Source organism: Pseudarthrobacter ribosi (assembly GCF_055412865.1).
The window spans coordinates 76,495-94,116 of sequence record NZ_JBVAYZ010000003.1 but is presented as its reverse complement, the minus strand read 5'-3'; the positions used below and the strand labels follow the sequence as shown (position 1 = coordinate 94,116).

Below are 17,622 nucleotides of genomic sequence, written 5' to 3'. Positions count from 1 at the left end.
TGGGGTGGTTAGCTGGCGAGCTGGCGGCGGCCGGCCGTGCGCTGGTGGCGACTGTGCCGGTTGCCGCTGTGCCGGTTGCCTCTTTGAGGTCGGGGCAGGGCGAGTTTGTCCAGCACGTCGAGGGCGGCGGTGTGTTCGTTGAAGGTGTAGAGGTGCAGTCCAGGGGCGCCGGCGTCCAGGGCCGCGTTGGCCAGGTCCACGGTGGCGCTGACCCCAATCCGGGTGCGGTCGGCGTCGGTCTCCGCGGCGGCAAGCCGTCCGATCAGGACCGGGTCCGGTTCGACGCCGGTCAGCTCGCTGAGCCGGGCGAGCCGGCGGAGGCTAGTGAGCGGCATAACGCCCGGGATGATCGGGATGGTGACGCCGGCCCGGCGCGCCCGGGTCAGCAGGTCCGCGTACTGCTCGGTGTGGAAGAAGACCTGGGTGATGGCAAAGTCGGCACCGGAGCGCTGCTTGGCCAGCAGCACCTCGACGTCGTGTGCCTCACTCGGGGACTCCGGGTGCCGGGTGGGGTAGGCGGCGACGCCGACGGCGACCCTGCCGGCACAGAGCAGCGCCGAGCGGCGCTGTTCGACGCGGCGGATGAGCTCAATCAGGTCCTGGGCGTAGCGCAGTGATCCCTCGGGAGGGGCAACGCCGTCCTTGGGCTGGTCGCCGCGCAGGGCCAGGATGCCGCGCACGCCGACGTCGAGTAGTTCGCCGATGATCTCGGCGAGCTCCTGCGGGGAGTTGCCCACACAGGTCAGGTGCGCCAGCGGGCGCAGGGTGGTTTCCTGGACGAGGCGGTTGATGAGTTCGACGGCGGTGTTCCGGTTGGAGCCGCTGGCGCCGTAGGTCACGGACACGTAGTCCGGGTCCGTGGCTTCCAGCTCGCCGATGGTGGTCCAGAGCGATTCGGCGGCCGCGGGCGACCGTGGCGGGAAAAGCTCGTAGGACAGCGCGACAGGGGCTGTGCCGATGAGATTTGGATGGGTGTCGATAAGGCTTGGTGGAGACATTTGCGTCCTTGGCTGTGAACACTGACAGCTGCGCCCGGAAAACGGGTGCCGTCGGTGAATTGAGTTTGGGGAACACGGAAGAAACTCCAGCAGGGCGCAGCCGCAACTGTTACGCCTGATACGAAGTTGTCCGTGAGCAAATGTCAGGCCCACATGGGGGCACCCACACCCTCCTGGGCCAGCCGGGAGGCTGGCTGTAAGCGGAGGATCGCTGACACGTTACTGAGGTAACTTGGATAGAACTCTAGGGCGGGCCGGGATGCTGTTCAAGTCAGCCCCCGAATTAAGACGCAGCTTTACGGCATATTTCATCCCGGTACAGAATATTCTTCGCCCGTACGGTCACCAGGGCTTGTCCGTGAGCGTTCCGGTGCCGGTCCCCTTAAGATACTCTTCCCGCTGCAGGCCACGGTTGCGTTCCTGCTGGGCGGACTGTCCGGACTCCCGGAGCTGCTCCAGCTGCGCGCCGAGAGGCTCCCCCGAACCGGCGCCGGCTTCCCCTTCCGGTCCGGATTCCGTGCCGGACTCCTCGGATTCGGTGGTATCGCCGGATCCGGGCCGCCCGCGCAGCCGCTCGATCTTTCCTTCCAGCCGCTGCCCCGCGGTTTGCAGCCTCTCCTCCGCCCCGGTGTCGGCAGCGTCGGCGCTGTCGGCGCTATCTGAGTCGAAGCAGCCGGCGGGCGCGGCCCTGACCACGGCCAGGGCCTCCTCCAGCAGACGGAGGCCCTCGTCAGTGCTGTCGGGGCCGGCGGTGCCGCCGGTGCCGTCCGGACCGGCAGAACCGCCGGCGCTGTCCGGACCGGCAGAACCGCCGGTGCCGCCGCTGCCGGCGTCGGCCTCGGCGTCGCCCAGCCGTTCGATGCTGAGCGCCAGGTTGGCCCGCACCCGGCATTCGTCGGCCGCCGGTGCCGCGGCCAGGGCCGCCTCGAAGGCGGTGCGCGCGCCGGCGTAGTCGCCGCTGAGCGCCAGGGCGTCCCCGGTCGCGAAGCGTGCTTTGTGCGGTTCGAGGAAGTTCGCGACGCCCAGGATCGCGGCGGCCGACTCCACCGCTGGCGCGTCACCCCGGGCAAAGGCGCCGCTGGCCTGTCCGGCGAACCAGGCGGCGCTGAGCAGCTTGGCGGCAAGCAGCAGCGCCAGCAGGACGGGCAGCGCGGACCAGAGCAGCAGCCGGCGCTGGCGTCGGACGCTCATGCGCCCGGCCCCCGGCCGGCGGACCGTGCCGCCCCCGCGGGCACAGGGCGGGCGGGCCGGCGGGCGGGCCGGAGCTCCCTGAGCTGGCCGGACACCAGCAGCGTTTCGCGCAGCGTCAGCAGGAACGCGGCGAAAGCCGGCGCCCAGTAGAGTTCGGTCCTGCCGTCGAGGGCAACACCGGTGCGCACCAGGGTGCCGGGCGTGGCCTGCTGCAGCATCGGGGCCGCCGCATCCCCAGCAGCGCGGTGCAGATAGGGCACGGCGAGCTGGCGTGCGAGGTCCCGCAGCCGGTCCTCGTCCAGCCGGGAAACGGCAGCGGCGCCGGTCGCCGGGTCCTGGATGTACGTTGAAGCCGGCCGGGTGGGGTCGCCGCTGTTTTCCTTCATCCGGCCGCCGTCCCGCGTGCCATAGCCGAGGACGGCGCCGCCGCTCACCAGGGAACCGTCAATCCCCAGGGCCTGGGGTGCGGCGGCGCTGGTCTGTTCGCCGTCACCGAAGTAGAACACCACCCGGGGTCGGTCCGGGTGGCCGTCCCGGGCGGCGGTGAGCCGTTCGGCGAGGACCATCCGGGCCGCGGTGATGCTGCTGCCCTGCGAGTAGTCGGTCACCTCGGGTCCCAGCACGGCGACCGCGGCCTCCAGCGCGGACGTGTCGGTGGTCAGGGGCATCTGCACGGCGGCGCTGGAATCGAAGCTGATGAGCGAATAGCGGGCGCCGCCGAGTTCCCGGGCGATGGCCCGGATGTCTTCCCGGACACCGTCGAGCCGCGGCGCACCGGCTGACTGTCCCCCGGCTGACTGTCCCCCGGCGGGGGCATGGTCCTCGGCGGCGATGCTGCTGCTCGTGTCCACCACGAAAAACACATTCAGGTCCGTGGCGGCGGCCTCGACGGTGCCGCCTGGGAGCCCGGGCCGGCAGGCGGCGAGGAGCAGGAGCAGCACAAGGCCGCCGCGGAAGAGCCAGCCGCGGAACCCTGCATCCCCGGACGGCGCGTGCTGCTGCCGGGAACGGAACAGGACCCAGCCGAGGCCCAGGACGATGGCGGCGGCCAGCGGTCCCAGGACCCACCAGGACAGGACGGGGTTGAGTGTCATCGCCGGGGCCTCCACGATGCTCCGGCGAGGACCAGCCCGGCCAGCAGGGCCACGGCGAGCGGAACCTCGGCGCGGTCGGACACCACGGCCCGGGGTGCGCCCCGGAACGCCGCGGCCTCGGTGGCCTCGATCCCTGTGACGATGCCGGGCACCGCGTCCGGGCTGTCGAGGGCGTAGTACGCGCCGCCGCTGGCCTCGGCCACGCTGCGCAGCTGGGCGCCGGGCTGTTCCGCGCCGGTGTCCGGGCCGAAGTCGTAGTCGCCCGGGTTCAGCGCGAAGACCCGCACGTCCCGTTCCTTTGCCAGGGCTCCGGCTTCCGCGAGGGTGACGAGCGGTGTGCCGGACAGGAAGTTGTCCGTGGCCAGGATGACCGATCGGGCCCGGCGTCCGGGCTCCTCCCCTTCGGGCGCCGCCGGAAAGCTTTGGAGGCAGGACGCCAGGCCGTCGCCGATCAGCGAGGAACCCTCGCCGTTCCAAGTTCCGTCGAGGAAGCTCCCGCTGCCGGCCCCGTCGAAGGCGCTCTTCGCCTGCCGGAGCTGGTCCTGGACATAGTCGTAGTCATCGGTCAGGGGGAACACCTGCACGGCGCTGCTGTCGAAGATGGTGAGGCCGATGCGCTCGCCGTCGAACTGCCGGGCGAGCGAGCCGAAGACGTCCGCCACAGCGGCGTCGGCGCTGTTCATGGAGCCGGAGGCGTCCAGGCAGAGGATGATGTCCCGTTTGTGCTGCTCGGGCCGGACGGTGCTGCGTTCGGCCGGGCGGGCGGCGGCCACGACGGCGGCCACCATCAGCACGGTCCCGGCGGCGGCAAGGAGCCGCAGCCGGTTCCGGTGTTTCCGCAGGGCCGCCTGGTACTCCGGCAGCGCGGTGAGGCGGTCGCTATGGGCGACCGGACGGCGCCGGGCAGCGCGGGCCCGGTGCCGCCGCCAGCTGAGGAACCAGGCCGCGGGGACCACCACGGCGGCGGCCGGCAGGATCCACCAGAAGATCAGTTCCACGAGCGGACCACTTCCCGCGCGGTCCGCGCTGCTTCCGCGGCGCCCGACGCCGGTCCGGCTGCGAATGCCGCCGGGTACAGCGCCGCGATGGCATCGGCCGCGGCCGATGCCGGGACGCCGTGCCCCGCCGCGCCTACCGCGCCTACCGCGCCTACCGCCCGGAGTTCGGCCAGGGTCATCCGCGTCGCGTCCACGCCTGAAGCGTCGCGGACGAAACTGCGGATCAGCAGGCTCAGCTCCTGGTGGGCGGAACGCCCGGAGCGGGTGCCGGCCGCTGCCTCACGGTCGACCGCGTCGATCCGCTGAAGGTAGTCGCGGCGGAGCCGGGCCAGATCCGGTGCGGCAACGGCGGCGGGAGGCGCCGGGGCCTCCCCGGCGTGCTGTCCGGCGGGCGGGCGCCGGGTGCTCCGGAAAAGGTAGGCATACCAGGCCGCGACCAGGACCAGCAGTCCCAGGGCCGCCCACGGGAACCAGGCGCTGTACTCCAGCGGCCCGAAGAAGTCACCGTCCATGGCAGTCACCGTCCCCGCCGTTGCCGGGCCAGGAGGGTGAAGACGGCGGGGATCACGTCGTCGCTGCTGCCGGCGTCGACTTCGGCAATGCCCAGTCGGCGCAGCATCGACTGCCGCACCGCGTCTCTGTCGTCCCGGGCACGCGCGTACGCCCCGGCGATGGCGGCGGAGTCCGCCAGCCCGCCGGGCAGCAGCCCCGACCGCGGTCCCGCAGCATCGCCGGACTGCGTTCCCGCCGTCGTACCGGCAACGTCGTAGGAGTCGGCGGAGGCGCCGAGGAGTTCGGCGTCCCGGACCGTCAGCCACAGGATCTCGTGCTGGGCGCGCAGCCGGCGGAGCAGCCGTTCCGTCTCCGCATCCGGCAGGAGTTCGTCGGCCACCACCAGGAGCAGCATCCGCTGGGAGAAGTTTCGGACCACGTAATCCAGCTGGGTTTCCAGCCGGCTCGGCGCAGAGTCCAGCGAAGTGGTGTCATGGACTTCGCGGAGCAGCCGTTCCAGGTGCGCTTCGCCGGCCTTGCCCGGCAGCGTGCGGGTACCGCCGGAGTCGCCGCACACCAGCCCGACGGCGTCGCCGTGGCGGTGCGCGAGGTAGCCCACCACCCCCAGGGCGAGAACAGCGATGTCCTTCTTCGGCTCGCCGTCCCGGGATTCGGCGGCCATGTTGCGGCCGGTGTCGGTGACCAGCAGCAGGGTCTGCCGGCGGACTGCGAGGTAGCGCCGGACCAGCGGGGAACCGTGCCGCGCGGATGCCTTCCAGTCGATGTCGCGGACCTCGTCGCCGGGCACGTAGGCGCGGAGGTCATCGAAGTCCAGGCTGCGGCCGTGGGAGACGGAGCCGTACTGGCCCTCGAGCATGCCGCGGGCCTTGCGGTGCGCGTAGATCGACAGTTTCGACTTCACCCGCTGGAGGAGGCTCGCCATCCTCAGGGGGTCTGGACGGCGGCGACGATGGCGTCTATTACGGTCTCCACCGGCACCTGCTCGGCGACGGCCTCGAAACCGAGGATGAGCCGGTGGCGCAGCACGCGGTGGGCCAGCGATTTCACATCCTCGGGGATCACATGGTCCCGGCCGTCCAGCAGCGCCACTGCCCGGGCGGCCTGGCTGAAGGCGATGCTGGCGCGGGGGCTGGCGCCGAACTCGATGAAGCCGGCCAGCCGCGCGTCGATGTAGTCGGCTGCATTGCGGGTGACGAAGGCCAGGCCCACGATGTAGCGGACGATCGCGGGGTCGATGTAGACCCGCCGGACGACGCCCTGAAGGTCACTGACGGCCTCGAGCGAGGCAGCCGCGGCGGGTTTCTGCTCCGGGGTGAACACTCCGGCGTCGATCCGGCGGATGATCTCCGCCTCTTCGGCCGGGGTGGGGTAGTCCAGCACGTCCTTGAGCATAAAGCGGTCCATCTGGGCCTCGGGCAGCAGGTACGTCCCCTCCTGCTCGATCGGGTTCTGCGTGGCCAGCACCAGAAAGGGGGCGGGCAGCGGGTGCACCACTCCCCCGATGGAAGTCTGGCGTTCCTGCATGGCCTCGAGCATGGCGCTTTGGGTTTTCGCGCTGGAGCGGTTGATCTCGTCCAGGAGGACGATGTTGGCGTGGACCGGGCCAAGCTGCGTCACGAACGTGCCCTTGGCGGCGTCGTACAGCTGGGTCCCGACGATGTCGCTCGGGAGCAGGTCCGGGGTGCACTGGATCCGGCGGAAGTCCGCGCTGATGGCATCCGCCACGGTCTGCGCGGCGGTGGTTTTTGCCAGCCCCGGGACGCTTTCGAGCAGGATGTGCCCGCCGGTCATGAGCCCGATGAGGAGGGATTCGCGGAGCCGGGCCTGGCCCACCACCTTGGCGTCAAAACTGCGGGAGATGGCCGCCAGAGTCTGCTGCGCCCGGGCCAGATCCGCCGGTTCGATCCGCGCGGCGGCCATAGTCTCAAGCACTCGAAATCCCCTTGGTCTCTGGTCTGTGGCGGCGGACCGCCTCAGCGGCGGCCAACGGCCATCCTATCCAACCCGGCACTGGGAAAATCCCGCAATGGGGAGCACTCCCCATCGTGCCCCCGCAGGACTATCCTGTTGCCATGATCCAGCTTCCAGCCAGCTACCAGGAGTATCTCGCGGGCAAGAGCGAGAGTTTCGTCAACACCGTCCGGCCGATACTGATGCAGTCCGCGGCAGATCAGTCGCACGGTGTCCGGGTTGTGGTGCACCCGCACGACCACCAGGCGCACCTGGACAATTCGATCCCGTTCGGCACCGTCGTCGAGGACATCGATTGACGCCTGTGCCCGGGACCGAGTAGCCGGCCGGCTCTAGCCCTCCAGCAGGAGGCGCTGCGAGCGGGGTGCCAGCGCGCGCTCCAGCACGAGGCAGGCTGCGCCGATCGCGCCGACATCCTCGCCGACACCGGTGCCGACCACCTCGATCTCGTGGATCTTCCGGGTGGCGCTGCCTTCCCGGACCAGCTCCGGGATCCGTTCGAGATACCGCTGCGAGAGGCTGGTCCAGAACGGTCCGCCGAACACCACACGGTCCACGTCCAAGGCGTTGGTGACGATCGAGACGGCACGGGCCACGAGAACTGCGGAGTGATCGATGATCTCCTCCGCTCTTGCGTCGCCGGCGGAGGCAGCGGCACACAGTGCGGCGAAGCTCTCCTGGATGGCGGGTCCCGTCGCGGCTTCGAAAGGGCCGTCCAGGACCCCGGCTTCGACGGCCCGGGCCACCAGCACCTGCGGGATGCAGGAGGACTTGACGCAGCCGCGCATGCCGCAGTCGCAGGGTTCGCCGTCGGGATCAACCATGATATGCCCGATCTCCCCGGCGTTGCCCGAGGTGCCGCGCACCACCTCGTCATTGAGCACGATGCCGCAGCCGATTCCGGTGCCCATGTACATAAAGACGAAGCTGCCGGCACCGCTGGGGCCGCCCGCCCAGGTCTCGGCCACGGCGGCACTGGTCACGTCCTTGTCCACGATGGTGGACAGCCCTGTGGCCTCGGCGAGGGCGTCGCGGAGCGGCACGCGGTCCCAGCCGAGCAGGAGCGGAGGGTCGACGACGGTGCCCTCCTCGAGGTCGATCGGGCCGGGTGAGGCGATCCCCAGCCCGGCGATCCGGGCCGGGTCCACGCCGGACTCCGTGATGAGCTGCTTGATCTCGGCGGCGATGGTGCCGATCACGGCTCCGGGATCGCTGCCGCCTGGGGTCTTGATCCGGGAGTGCTTCACCACGGCTCCGACCAGGTCCAGCACCACGAAAGTTGTCACGGCCGGATCCAGGTGGACGCCCACGGCGTACATACCGGAGGCCTTGAGCCGGAGCATGGTCCGCGGCTTGCCCGGTCCGGTGCCTTCCTTGCCGGCCTCGTAGATCAGGTCCTGGTCCAGCAGCCGGCGGGAGATATTGGAGATCGTCTGCGGTGACAGCCCGACGATCTGGGCCAGCTCCACGCGGCTGAGGCCGGCCGGGGAACGCCGGATGGCATCGAGGATGACCGTGAGGTTGAAGTCCCCCATCCGGGGCAAATTGGTTCCGCGCCTCGGCGAGGGCTGGCGGATCTCAGTCACTGATACCCCTAAACGTCTTTGGCTATGCACTGCTTATCTCAGAATCGTATGTTACGCCCCTGTGACCACCCACACGCCCCGCTTCACACTTCGGAGGTTTTCCGGATGCTGGCGGTCACCGTGAATTTCGGGTTCCTGCCGACCTCGCGGGTGGGGCCGATCAGCCGCTGCAGCGCGGGCCGGTAGTGCAGGTGGCTGTTGAACACCGTCCAGAGCTCCCCGCCCGGCGCGAGGACACGCGCGGCCGCCTCAATCAGTTTGAGGCCCGCCCCGGCATGCACCGCGGCCCCGACGTGGAAGGGCGGGTTGAGCAGGATCAGATCAGCGCTGGCCTCCGGCAGCGAGGCCATGGCGTCGTCCTGGAGGACGGTGACCCGGGCGGCCAGTCCGTTGGCTTCCGCCGTCGCCCTGGCGGAGTCGACCGCGGCGGCGGACTGGTCAGTGGCGGTGACCCTGGATCGGGGGTTGGCGCGGGCATACATGGCGGCGAGGATCCCGGTGCCGCAGCCGAGGTCGATCGCGTGCCGGGCCGGCGGCATCTGGGGCAGGAACTCCAGCAGGAACCGGGTGCCGATGTCCAGCCCGGTGCCGGCAAACACGGCGCCGCGGGCGCACACGGTCAAGCCCAACTCGGTGTTGACCTCGGTGACCGGGAACGGCCGGGCTCCGGTGGCGGGTCTGGGGCCGCGGGCCAGCAGGATTCGGGATTTTTGCCGGGCGCGCTGGGGCTGGACCTCGCTGAAGTGACGCTCCAGCACCGCGTTCATGCCGAGGCTCATGTGCTTGACCCGGCCGCCGGCCAGCAGCACGACGTCGGGCGCGGCGTGGCGGGCGATGGCGTCGGCAATCTCCTCCAGCTCCGCCAGCGATTTGGGCAGCTGAAGGAGCACCGCGCCGGCCCCGGACAGGAGCCCGGCGCCAAGCGGCAGCTGGTCGAAGCCGCCTGCGACGCCGAGGTTCCCGGCATTGTGGCGGAGGGCATGCTCACCGGTGATGAGGTCCTGGTGCACTCGGACCGGACCGTCCCAGCCGGCGGCGTCGAGTGCCAGGGCGCCGAGGGTCAGCGCCCCGTAGCGGTCCCCCACCACGGCGAGACGGCTGCCGGGCTGCAGGACACCGGCAGCCAGCAGGTCCACGGCGGTGTCCAGGAGGAGCCTGTCCGTGGCGTCCCAGGCCTGCAGGTTGGCCGCCTCCACGTCCGGGAACCTGCCCAGCCGGGAGAAGAGGGAATCAAGATTGTTGTCCGCCACGCGCGAGCTGCCGCCTTTTGTCAGTCAGGTTGTTCGGACCCCGAAAATGAGGGCCCCTGCAAACTTATCCTGAAAGGTGCACGGTCAAAGGACGGAATCCAGCCGCGGAGTGGCGCTGGACGTGTCAGCTTCGCGGCGGCGAAGGGGCTCAAAACGGGTAGCCGGATCCATCGCGCAGGCGGAGGCCACCGAGGAACCAGTATGCACCTGCGCACATCAGCAGGAAGCCGATGACGCCTATGAGCGTGATCTGCGTGATGATCCCTGAGATGACCAGCGCGAAGCCGGCCACAGAGGCCAGAATGCCCCAGACCGAGCGGGCAGCCATGCCGCGGGGTTGTCCCGACTGTAGTTCGAGGTTCAGCTCGGGATCGGACGCGGCCAGGTCCTGCTCGAGCTTGTCGAGGCGCCGGCGCTCTTCATCCGACAGCGGCATGGGAACCTTCCTCCCCAGAACTACGGCGAGGAACCCGGCGCCGGGAAAGGGCGCCGGTTACCCGACCATCGGCACCGGCCGGGCACTGGACGGTGCTTGCGTTCATTATCTGCCTGTTCCCCGCCACTATCCATAGGGCCGTCTGGCGGCCGCGTGCGGGGCCAGGAGACGGCCCGGTTGTAGGGCCCACTCCCCCGGGTTGCTTGTGAACTTGGCTACCAGATCCAGAGGCCGGACTACGTTGACCGGAACGGCAGGGTCCGGGCGAGCCTGCCGGCAGAGTCACCGCCATGGCCGTGCACCGCACGGACAACCCCGCCCTCCCGGATGGCCCTCAGGCCCAGCTGAGATCCAGATATCGTGACCTCGGCCGGATCTGTCCCGCGGCCCTCGACCGCTGCCCCGAAGCCATCTACTACGACCAGGTCGCCCAGATCAGGATGCCCCGCTGGCATACGGGCCGCGTTGTCCTGCTCGGCGATGCCGCCGCAGCGGTGTCCCTATTGGCAGGCCAGGGCGCTTCTCTCGGGATGGCCGCTCAAATCCGGAGCCGCCCTCTGATCAGATCCCGGTCAGGTCTTCTTGACCACGCTGGACTTGAGCTGCATGGGACCAACGCCGTCCACCTTGCAGTCAATGTCGTGGTCGCCGACGCCGTTCACGAGCCGGATTCCGCGGACCTTGGTGCCGACCTTGATCACGGTGGAACTGCCCTTGATTTTCAGGTCCTTGATGACCGTGACGGTGTCCCCGTCGGCGAGGATGTTGCCGACGGCGTCCGTGATCGGCTTGGCTTCCTGGTCCTCGGACTCCTCCTCCGCGGCCGGCGCCCACTCGTGTGCGCATTCGGGGCACACCAGGAGCGCCCCCATCTCATACGTGTATTCGCTCGAGCATTCGGGGCACGGGGGCAGGGTCTCGTTCACGTGCCCAACTTTAGTCTTGCGGGCGGACGAAGGGCCGGTCAGGCCCGATTGCTAAGCTGATTTCCCTAGAGTGAAGGCGGCGCCCCTTGGCCGACAGCCCAGTCCAGTCCCCCGGTCCGGTTCCATCCCACCACCCGGCGCCACCCCACGCCGCGGATTCCCGGCTGCGCTCAAGGGTGCGCACTGCCGGCCGGCTGTTGCTGGGCGGGTTCCTGGTCCTGGCCGGTGTCAGCCACCTGGGTTGGAGCCGTGAGGCGTTCTACGCCCAGGTGCCTCCCTGGCTGCCGCTCGACGTTGACTTCGTTGTGGTCGCGTCCGGGCTGGTGGAGATCGGCTTGGGGCTGGGCCTGCTGCTGCTCAGGCGCAAGCGGGTGGCCCTCGGCTGGATCGTGGCGGCCTTCTTCGTCCTGGTCTTCCCGGGCAACGTCTCCCAGTTCGTCGCGGGCACCGATTCGTTCGGACTCAATACGGACCTGAGCCGCGGGATCCGCCTGTTGTTCCAGCCGCTCCTGGTGCTGTGGGCCCTGTGGTGCACGGGCGCGTGGCGGGAGAGCCGGAGATCCGGCAGGCGACCCCGCTAAATGCCCGGCCGGACCCGCCAACCACGGTCAAGTCACCCGAAAAACAAAGGAGGCCCTGCTCAGTGAGCAGGACCTCTTCGGTGGAGCTGAGGGGACTCGAACCCCTGACCCCCTGCATGCCATGCAGGTGCGCTACCAGCTGCGCCACAGCCCCGAATTTGCCTGGCAAGACGTTCCTGAATTGGACCGTCTTCCTTGAAGCAACCTGTTTATCTTAAACCACAATTCGCGTTCACGCGAATCGACGCGCCGCCGGCGCCGGTAGTCCGCAGAAACCTGTGCGGGCCCCGTATGTCAGCGACGGCGGGGACGTCAGCGGATAAAAAAATCCGCCGGAATCTTTCGATTCCGGCGGATTCATATTCGGTGGAGCTGAGGGGACTCGAACCCCTGACCCCCTGCATGCCATGCAGGTGCGCTACCAGCTGCGCCACAGCCCCGAATTTTCGTTGCTCCGACCCCGTCAGCAAGCGCTTTCGGTTCCGGCTTTTTGGTCCGGATCTCTCCGAAGCAACTCAAATATCTTAGAACAGCCTTTCGGAAAATTCCAAATCGGGCATATTCCGTTGTGCCCCCGCTGCTACTCCGCTTCGGAGGCTGCCGCGGCCTTGGCGGAAGCGTCATCCCCGAGCTGAAGGTCCACGACGGGGCAGTCCTTCCAGAGACGCTCCAGGGCGTAGAACACGCGGTCTTCCTCGTGCTGGACGTGGATGACGATGTCGCCGTAGTCCAGCAGGACCCAGCGGCCGCCGGAGCGTCCTTCGCGGCGGTTCGGCTTGAGCTCGAATTTGGAGAGTTCGTCTTCGATGCCGTCCACGATGGCGTTGACCTGGCGCTCCGACGGTGCGGAGGCAATCAGGAAGATGTCGGCCAGGGCCAGCCGTTCGCTGACGTCCATCGCGATGATGTCCTCGGCGAGTTTCTCCGCGGCAGCTCGGGCTGCGTGGCGGGCTGTGGCGATGGCTGATTCTGTTGCAGTCACGGGACTCCTTGTTGGGAAAGCTTGTTGTGAAAAAGCTTGTTGGGTGAAAAGGCTGGTGTAGCGGAAATGCGTGGAATGGCCGCCAGCCGCAACGACGGGGCCAGGAACGAAGATGCCTAGCCGGAGAGGCCAGTGATGATGAGCACGATGCCGGCGACCAGCGCAATCACGCCAAGGGCCAGCACGGCGAGCTGCACGAGGCGCAGCCACCGAGCCCTGCCGAGGCCGGCTGTGTCCGCGTCGAGGGGCTCAAGCCCGTAGGCGGTATTCGCGGCGACGGGTGACCTGCCGGCGAACTCCTCCTCGGACGGGGTTGCGGCGGGGGTCCCGGCCGTGGGGCGGGTTGGTGCCGGAGCTGCGGTGGCAGCGGTGGCGACGGCCTCGGCGCGGGCCAGCACCCCGGCACGGCCGGCAGTGGTGCCCGCACCCCGCTGGCGGGAAGGACCCGGACGGCGGTTGCCGGACTTCCGGGGCTGCTCAACCCGGGGACCCGGATTGGTGACGACTGGCACGTGGGACGTGGCAGGGCGCTTCAAGACGGGCCGCTCCACGCCGGGCACCTGGACGAACTCCAGGGGGGTGACCATGGCCAGGTTGTTAGCCGTGGTCGGGTCATTCCGCACCGGTTCGGGTTTGCTGTTTTGCTCGGCGAGTTTCTGCTTGGCGGCGGCGCGGCGGTTCAGCACGGCGGCCCGCTCGGCCAGGGCGATCTGCTCCGCCAGCACGTCAGGGTCGACGGCTTCCGGGTCGATGGCGTTGATGTGTTCCATTTTGGCCAGCTGGTTTTCGGCCTGCTGGGCCAGCAGTTCCCGCGCCGCGAGGGCCTGCTCCACGGTCATGCCCTGGGGTCCCTTTGCGCCCCGGCCGGCAGTGCCGCCGTCGGACTTCTGCCCCACGGCTTTGGCGCCGTCAACGGGAGCGCCGTCCACACCGGGCTGCGCACCCGCCGCGTCCGGCACAGCAGAGGCTGCCGGTGCACCAGCGGCCGGCTGCGCAGTTGGGGCTGCGCCGGGCTGGCGGACGACAGGGGTGGCCCGGGTCCGCGGGGAGGCCGGGACAATCAGGTTGGTGGAGGTTGCCGGGGCCGTTTCTGCAGCCAGTTGCAGCAGCCGGAGCTGGCGCCGGGTGGGCGGTCCGCCGCCGGAAAGATTGCCTTCTTTTTCGGCGAGTTCCTTGATGGTGCGCAAGGTGGCGCGGTCCCGGGCGCGGACCTGCGAGGACCGCTCGGAGCCGGAAGTGGTGCGGACTGAGTCAACGGGGCCCGGAATCCGGCGGCGGCCGGTGACTTCCGCCTCCGTGGGCTCGCCAGGGTCGACAACGCCGGGGGCAACAGCACTGCCGGGCCGCGGAGTGGCAGGGCTGTCCGCGGCGGGGTTGTTTGAAGCAGCGTTGCTTGAGGCAGCGTTGTTTGAAGCAGGGGGAACCGCGCCGGGACCTGGGGTACCGGGTTCCTGGTTTGCTTCCAGGCGTTCATCTCTGGCCAGCCGCAGTTGGCGGCGGCTGCGGATCGGTGGCTGTTCCTGACTCATTGCAAACTCATTCGGTGCTGGCGGGTTGGGCTAACTCGGTGCTTCGGTCATAGCGTACGGCGCCATTACCGGCGGAGGTGGCTCCGGTGTCCGGGTCGCCGCCGTACAGCCCGTACTTGGCGATGTACTGCACCACGCCGTCGGGGACGAGGTACCAGACGGGGTTCCCGGCCGCGACCCTGGTGCGGCAGTCCGTCGAGGAGATCGCCATGGCCGGCACCTCGAGCAGGCTGACGTCCTTGCGGCCCATCCCGTCCAGGACGTGGCCGGGGCGGGTGACCCCGACGAAGTGCGCGAGGGACCAGAGTTCGTCGATGTCCTTCCAGGACAGAATCTGGGCCAGGGCGTCGGCGCCGGTAATAAAGAAGAGGTCCGCGTCCGGACGCAGGGTGTGCAGGTCCCGCAGGGTGTCGATCGTGTAGGTGGGCCCGGGCCGGTCCACGTCCACCCGGCTGACGGTGAAGCGGGGGTTCGACGCCGTGGCGATGACGGTCATGAGGTAGCGATGCTCGGCCTCGCTGACCTTCTTGCTCATCTTCTGCCAGGGCTGACCCGTGGGCACGAAGACCACTTCGTCCAAGTCGAACTTGGCCGCGACCTCGCTGGCCGCGACAAGGTGCCCGTGGTGGATGGGATCGAACGTGCCGCCCATCACACCCAGGCGCAGGCGGCGCTTGGCGCCGCGCTGCTTCACGATGGCGGAAATATTAGTGCCCTTGACCGTGATCGTGCTTGTTCGGGTGCTGGCGGTGCGGATCCGCATGCTCCTCGACGGCCTCGTGGCGCTTGCCGAGGTTGGAGTAGGACAGCGTGATGAACAGCATGACCAGAAGCACGGAGAACATCACAGCGCCCACGACAAACGGCGGTGCAATAATCGGCGCGAGTTCCTCATGGCCTGATTCGCCAGCGGCGCTGACAATTGTGGCGATCTGCTGCAACAGCATGTTCTCCCCTAGTGAGTTCAAAATTTGACGACGGCGGGAATCCCCGCCGTTCCGGACTTCTGTTCCATGTTACAGCGTTGCTAGGACCTGATCTGGCCCTCGCCCTGGACGATCCACTTGGTGGTGGTCAGTTCCGTCAGTCCCATCGGTCCGCGGGCGTGCAGCTTCTGGGTGGAAATGCCGACCTCGGCGCCCAGCCCCAGTTCGCCGCCGTCGGTGAAGCGCGTGGAGGCGTTCACGATCACGGCGGCCGAATCCACCTCCGCGATGAAGCGCTCGGCGTTGCCAAGGTCATTGGTCACGATGGCTTCGGTGTGGCCCGTGGACCACGCGCGGATGTGCTTGACGGCGTCGTCCAGGCTGTCCACCATCGCCACGGCAAGGTCCAGGTCCATGTACTCGGTGGCCCAGTCCTCATCCGTGGCGGGAACAGAGTCGACCGAGGCCGGCAGTGCGGCGCGAACCCGGTCGTCGGCGTGCAGCGTGACGCCGGCGGCGCGCAGGGCCTCGGCGACGGCGGGCAGCACGGTCGACGCCGAATGGACCAGCAGGGTTTCCACGGTGTTGCAGACACTGGGCCGCTGGGTCTTGGCGTTCAGCAGGATCTGCACCGCCATGTCCTCGTCTGCGGAGGCATCCAGGAAGATGTGCACGTTGCCTTCGCCGGTCTCGATCACGGGGACCTCGGCGTTGGTCACGACGGACTGGATCAGTTCCCGGCCGCCGCGGGGAATCAGGACGTCGACGCGGCCGCGGGCGCGCATCAGCGCGTTGGCGCCTTCGCGACCGTACTGGTCGACGCTCTGCACCGCGTCGGCGGGCAGCCCCACCGACTCGAGGGAGTCACGGAGCACAGTGACCAGGGCGGCGTTGGTGGCCGCGGCGGCGGTACCGCCGCGCAGGATGACGGCGTTGCCGCTCTTCAGGCCTAGCCCGGCGATGTCCACGGTGACGTTGGGGCGCGCCTCGTAAATTGCGGCGACGACGCCCATGGGCACGTTGACCTGGCGCAGCCGCAGCCCGTTGGGGAGGGTCTGGCCGCGGACCACGTTCCCGACCGGATCCGGCTGGTTGGCGAGGTTCTCCAGGGCGTCGGCGAGGCCCTGGATGCGGGCGTCCGTGAGGGTGAGCCGGTCCAGCAGGGCCGCGGACGTGCCGTTGGCTTTGCCGGCGGCGACGTCCTGGGTGTTGGCGGCTAGAATCTGTGCCTTGCGTTCCAGCAGCGCGGCCGCGATGGCCCGGAGGCCGCGGTCCTTCCAGGCCCGGTTGGCGCGGGACATACTGCGGGCTGCCTGGCGCGAGCGGTCGGCGATGGCGTGGACGCCTGCCTCGACGTCGGCCACGGAGGGTCGCGCCGTCTCTACTCCGGGCATCGGGGTTGCCTGGCTGGCATCGTTGGATCGCTCAGGGGCTTGGGGAATCAGTGCCTCAGTCATCCTTCAAGTCTAGGCGGGACCGCTTGCTAAACCAGAACCAGATCGTCAACGTGAACAACCTCGCGGTCAAATCCACGTCCCAGCGACTCACCGAGCTCCACCGTGGAACGGCCCAGCATCTGCGGCAACTCGGCGGCGGAATAGTTGACCAGGCCGCGCGCAATGACGGTTCCATCGGCAGCGACCATCTCCACGGCGTCCCCTGCTTCGAAGTGTCCTTCGACCGCCGAGATCCCGGCCGGGAGCAGGGAGGTGCGGCGGTCGCGCACGGCCGTTACGGCGCCGTCGTCGAGGATCAGCCGGCCCTGCACGTGCGCGAGGTGGGCGAGCCACATCATCCGCACCGGCTGGCGTGCCCCGTTCACGGTGAACCATGTTCCGACGTCCTCGCCGGCCAGGGCGGCTGAGATATTGGCAGTCGAGGTGACCATTGCGGGGATGCCGGAGTCGGCCGCCATGATGGCCGCTTCGACCTTGGTCTGCATTCCGCCGGTGCCGACTCCGGCCTTGCCGGGCGCTCCAATGGTCACACCCTCGAGGTCCTCAGGGCCGTCCACGCGGGGAATCCGTTTGGCGCCCTTCGACGGAGGGCCGTCGTAGAGCGAGTCAACGTCGGACAGCAGCACGAGGGCATCGGCACGGACCAGGTGGGCCACGAGGGCCGACAAGCGGTCGTTGTCGCCGAAGCGGATCTTGTGCGTGGCGACGGTGTCGTTTTCGTTGACCACCGGCACCACCCCAAGGTTGAGTAGCCTGTTCAGGGCGCGGAACGCGTTCGTGTGGTGGCTGCGCCGCATGAGGTCATCGGCCGTGAGCAGCACCTGGCTGACTGTCACGCCGTGGGCACCAAACGCCTGCGTGTAGCGCGCCATCAGGAGTCCCTGCCCCACGCTGGCGGCTGCCTGCTGGGTGGCCAGGTCCCGGGGACGCTTGGCCAGTCCCAGCGGCGCCAGTCCGGCGGCGATGGCCCCGGACGAGACCAGGATGATTTCCATGCCCGCGTTGCTTTTGGCTGCGAGGGCATCCGAGAGCGAGATGAGCGCTTCTTCCGAAATGCCGCCCTTGATGCTGGTCAGCGACGAAGATCCGACCTTGACCACGATGCGGCGGGCCCTGGCGAGCACGCTCCTGTCGTCGGCGGGTTCCTCGATGAGTACTCCGGAACTAACACTCATGTCTGCGGG

The 17,622-nt window shown here is 69.0% G+C and carries 19 protein-coding genes and 2 tRNA genes; 2 read left to right on the top strand and 19 right to left on the bottom strand.

What is annotated here, in order from left to right; all coding sequences use genetic code 11:
• Positions 1-8: 8 nt before the first annotated feature.
• The 7 genes from ACZYZ5_RS04075 to ACZYZ5_RS04045 form a co-directional block, all read right to left on the bottom strand.
• The gene (locus tag ACZYZ5_RS04075; RefSeq protein ID WP_463899351.1) at positions 9-998 is read right to left on the bottom strand and encodes a methylenetetrahydrofolate reductase; all 990 of its coding nucleotides are present in this window, start codon (positions 996-998) and stop codon (positions 9-11) included.
• 342 nt (positions 999-1,340) lie between these two features.
• Positions 1,341-2,189 (bottom strand): hypothetical protein, encoded by an 849-nt coding sequence (locus ACZYZ5_RS04070; protein ID WP_463899350.1) that lies wholly within the window; start codon positions 2,187-2,189, stop codon positions 1,341-1,343.
• The gene (locus ACZYZ5_RS04065; RefSeq protein WP_463899349.1) at positions 2,186-3,283 is read right to left on the bottom strand and encodes a VWA domain-containing protein; all 1,098 of its coding nucleotides are present in this window, start codon (positions 3,281-3,283) and stop codon (positions 2,186-2,188) included. Before ACZYZ5_RS04065 ends, ACZYZ5_RS04070 begins: the two co-directional genes overlap by 4 nt.
• Positions 3,280-4,281 (bottom strand): vWA domain-containing protein, encoded by a 1,002-nt coding sequence (locus ACZYZ5_RS04060; protein ID WP_463899348.1) that lies wholly within the window; start codon positions 4,279-4,281, stop codon positions 3,280-3,282. The genes ACZYZ5_RS04065 and ACZYZ5_RS04060 overlap by 4 nt, the downstream gene beginning before the upstream one ends.
• Complete coding sequence (locus ACZYZ5_RS04055) at positions 4,272-4,793, bottom strand: hypothetical protein (protein WP_463899694.1); 522 nt, start codon at positions 4,791-4,793, stop codon at positions 4,272-4,274. Before ACZYZ5_RS04055 ends, ACZYZ5_RS04060 begins: the two co-directional genes overlap by 10 nt.
• A gap of 5 nt (positions 4,794-4,798) precedes the next feature.
• On the bottom strand, positions 4,799-5,716 hold the full coding sequence (locus tag ACZYZ5_RS04050) for a DUF58 domain-containing protein (RefSeq protein WP_463899347.1): 918 nt from the start codon (positions 5,714-5,716) through the stop codon (positions 4,799-4,801).
• A 2-nt stretch (positions 5,717-5,718) separates the two neighbouring features.
• Positions 5,719-6,714 (bottom strand): AAA family ATPase, encoded by a 996-nt coding sequence (locus ACZYZ5_RS04045; RefSeq protein WP_463899691.1) that lies wholly within the window; start codon positions 6,712-6,714, stop codon positions 5,719-5,721.
• A 152-nt stretch (positions 6,715-6,866) separates the two neighbouring features.
• On the opposite strand from ACZYZ5_RS04045, the gene ACZYZ5_RS04040 reads away from it, so the two are divergent.
• The gene (locus ACZYZ5_RS04040; RefSeq protein ID WP_463899346.1) at positions 6,867-7,064 is read left to right on the top strand and encodes a hypothetical protein; all 198 of its coding nucleotides are present in this window, start codon (positions 6,867-6,869) and stop codon (positions 7,062-7,064) included.
• Between the two features lie 33 nt (positions 7,065-7,097).
• Here ACZYZ5_RS04040 and ACZYZ5_RS04035 read toward each other — a convergent pair whose 3' ends face one another.
• The 4 genes from ACZYZ5_RS04035 to ACZYZ5_RS04020 all read right to left on the bottom strand — a co-directional run bounded on the left by ACZYZ5_RS04035 (position 7,098) and on the right by ACZYZ5_RS04020 (position 10,963).
• A complete protein-coding gene (locus ACZYZ5_RS04035; protein ID WP_463899344.1) occupies positions 7,098-8,351 on the bottom strand; it encodes an ROK family transcriptional regulator in 1,254 nt (417 codons plus the stop codon).
• An 83-nt stretch (positions 8,352-8,434) separates the two neighbouring features.
• On the bottom strand, positions 8,435-9,601 hold the full coding sequence (locus tag ACZYZ5_RS04030; RefSeq protein ID WP_463899343.1) for a class I SAM-dependent methyltransferase: 1,167 nt from the start codon (positions 9,599-9,601) through the stop codon (positions 8,435-8,437).
• Between the two features lie 148 nt (positions 9,602-9,749).
• Entirely contained in the window at positions 9,750-10,037 is a 288-nt protein-coding gene (locus ACZYZ5_RS04025) for a DUF3040 domain-containing protein (protein WP_463899342.1), read from the bottom strand.
• Positions 10,038-10,609: 572 nt separating this feature from the next.
• Positions 10,610-10,963: a zinc ribbon domain-containing protein YjdM gene (locus tag ACZYZ5_RS04020; protein ID WP_463899341.1), complete on the bottom strand. Its 354-nt coding sequence runs from the start codon at positions 10,961-10,963 to the stop codon at positions 10,610-10,612.
• 86 nt (positions 10,964-11,049) lie between these two features.
• On the opposite strand from ACZYZ5_RS04020, the gene ACZYZ5_RS04015 reads away from it, so the two are divergent.
• Positions 11,050-11,544 (top strand): DoxX family protein, encoded by a 495-nt coding sequence (locus tag ACZYZ5_RS04015; RefSeq protein ID WP_463899340.1) that lies wholly within the window; start codon positions 11,050-11,052, stop codon positions 11,542-11,544.
• 81 nt (positions 11,545-11,625) lie between these two features.
• Here ACZYZ5_RS04015 and ACZYZ5_RS04010 read toward each other — a convergent pair.
• The 8 genes from ACZYZ5_RS04010 to proB all read right to left on the bottom strand — a co-directional run bounded on the left by ACZYZ5_RS04010 (position 11,626) and on the right by proB (position 17,613).
• A tRNA-Ala gene (locus ACZYZ5_RS04010) sits at positions 11,626-11,698 on the bottom strand.
• A gap of 213 nt (positions 11,699-11,911) precedes the next feature.
• Positions 11,912-11,984 (bottom strand) — tRNA-Ala (locus tag ACZYZ5_RS04005).
• Between the two features lie 140 nt (positions 11,985-12,124).
• Entirely contained in the window at positions 12,125-12,526 is a 402-nt protein-coding gene (rsfS, locus tag ACZYZ5_RS04000; RefSeq protein WP_463899338.1) for a ribosome silencing factor, read from the bottom strand.
• Between the two features lie 116 nt (positions 12,527-12,642).
• On the bottom strand, positions 12,643-14,055 hold the full coding sequence (locus ACZYZ5_RS03995; protein ID WP_463899337.1) for a hypothetical protein: 1,413 nt from the start codon (positions 14,053-14,055) through the stop codon (positions 12,643-12,645).
• A gap of 7 nt (positions 14,056-14,062) precedes the next feature.
• Entirely contained in the window at positions 14,063-14,707 is a 645-nt protein-coding gene (gene nadD / locus ACZYZ5_RS03990; RefSeq protein WP_463899690.1) for a nicotinate-nucleotide adenylyltransferase, read from the bottom strand.
• 55 nt (positions 14,708-14,762) lie between these two features.
• A complete protein-coding gene (locus ACZYZ5_RS03985; RefSeq protein WP_463899336.1) occupies positions 14,763-15,002 on the bottom strand; it encodes a hypothetical protein in 240 nt (79 codons plus the stop codon).
• 80 nt (positions 15,003-15,082) lie between these two features.
• Entirely contained in the window at positions 15,083-16,438 is a 1,356-nt protein-coding gene (locus tag ACZYZ5_RS03980) for a glutamate-5-semialdehyde dehydrogenase (protein WP_463899335.1), read from the bottom strand.
• Positions 16,439-16,464: 26 nt separating this feature from the next.
• Entirely contained in the window at positions 16,465-17,613 is a 1,149-nt protein-coding gene (gene proB / locus ACZYZ5_RS03975) for a glutamate 5-kinase (RefSeq protein ID WP_463899334.1), read from the bottom strand.
• Positions 17,614-17,622 lie beyond the last annotated feature (9 nt).

Coding starts and splice junctions, on each gene's coding strand:
- ACZYZ5_RS04040 (WP_463899346.1), top strand. CDS start 6,867: ATGATCCAGCTTCCAGCCAGCTACCAGGAGTATCTCGCGGGCAAGAGC.
- ACZYZ5_RS03985 (WP_463899336.1), bottom strand. CDS start 15,002: ATGCTGTTGCAGCAGATCGCCACAATTGTCAGCGCCGCTGGCGAATCA.
- ACZYZ5_RS04050 (WP_463899347.1), bottom strand. CDS start 5,716: ATGGCGAGCCTCCTCCAGCGGGTGAAGTCGAAACTGTCGATCTACGCG.
- ACZYZ5_RS04065 (WP_463899349.1), bottom strand. CDS start 3,283: ATGACACTCAACCCCGTCCTGTCCTGGTGGGTCCTGGGACCGCTGGCC.
- ACZYZ5_RS04075 (WP_463899351.1), bottom strand. CDS start 998: ATGTCTCCACCAAGCCTTATCGACACCCATCCAAATCTCATCGGCACA.
- ACZYZ5_RS04045 (WP_463899691.1), bottom strand. CDS start 6,714: ATGGCCGCCGCGCGGATCGAACCGGCGGATCTGGCCCGGGCGCAGCAG.
- ACZYZ5_RS03980 (WP_463899335.1), bottom strand. CDS start 16,438: ATGACTGAGGCACTGATTCCCCAAGCCCCTGAGCGATCCAACGATGCC.
- ACZYZ5_RS04070 (WP_463899350.1), bottom strand. CDS start 2,189: ATGAGCGTCCGACGCCAGCGCCGGCTGCTGCTCTGGTCCGCGCTGCCC.
- nadD (WP_463899690.1), bottom strand. CDS start 14,707: ATGGGCGGCACGTTCGATCCCATCCACCACGGGCACCTTGTCGCGGCC.
- ACZYZ5_RS04025 (WP_463899342.1), bottom strand. CDS start 10,037: ATGCCGCTGTCGGATGAAGAGCGCCGGCGCCTCGACAAGCTCGAGCAG.
- ACZYZ5_RS04055 (WP_463899694.1), bottom strand. CDS start 4,793: ATGGACGGTGACTTCTTCGGGCCGCTGGAGTACAGCGCCTGGTTCCCG.
- proB (WP_463899334.1), bottom strand. CDS start 17,613: ATGAGTGTTAGTTCCGGAGTACTCATCGAGGAACCCGCCGACGACAGG.
- ACZYZ5_RS03995 (WP_463899337.1), bottom strand. CDS start 14,055: ATGAGTCAGGAACAGCCACCGATCCGCAGCCGCCGCCAACTGCGGCTG.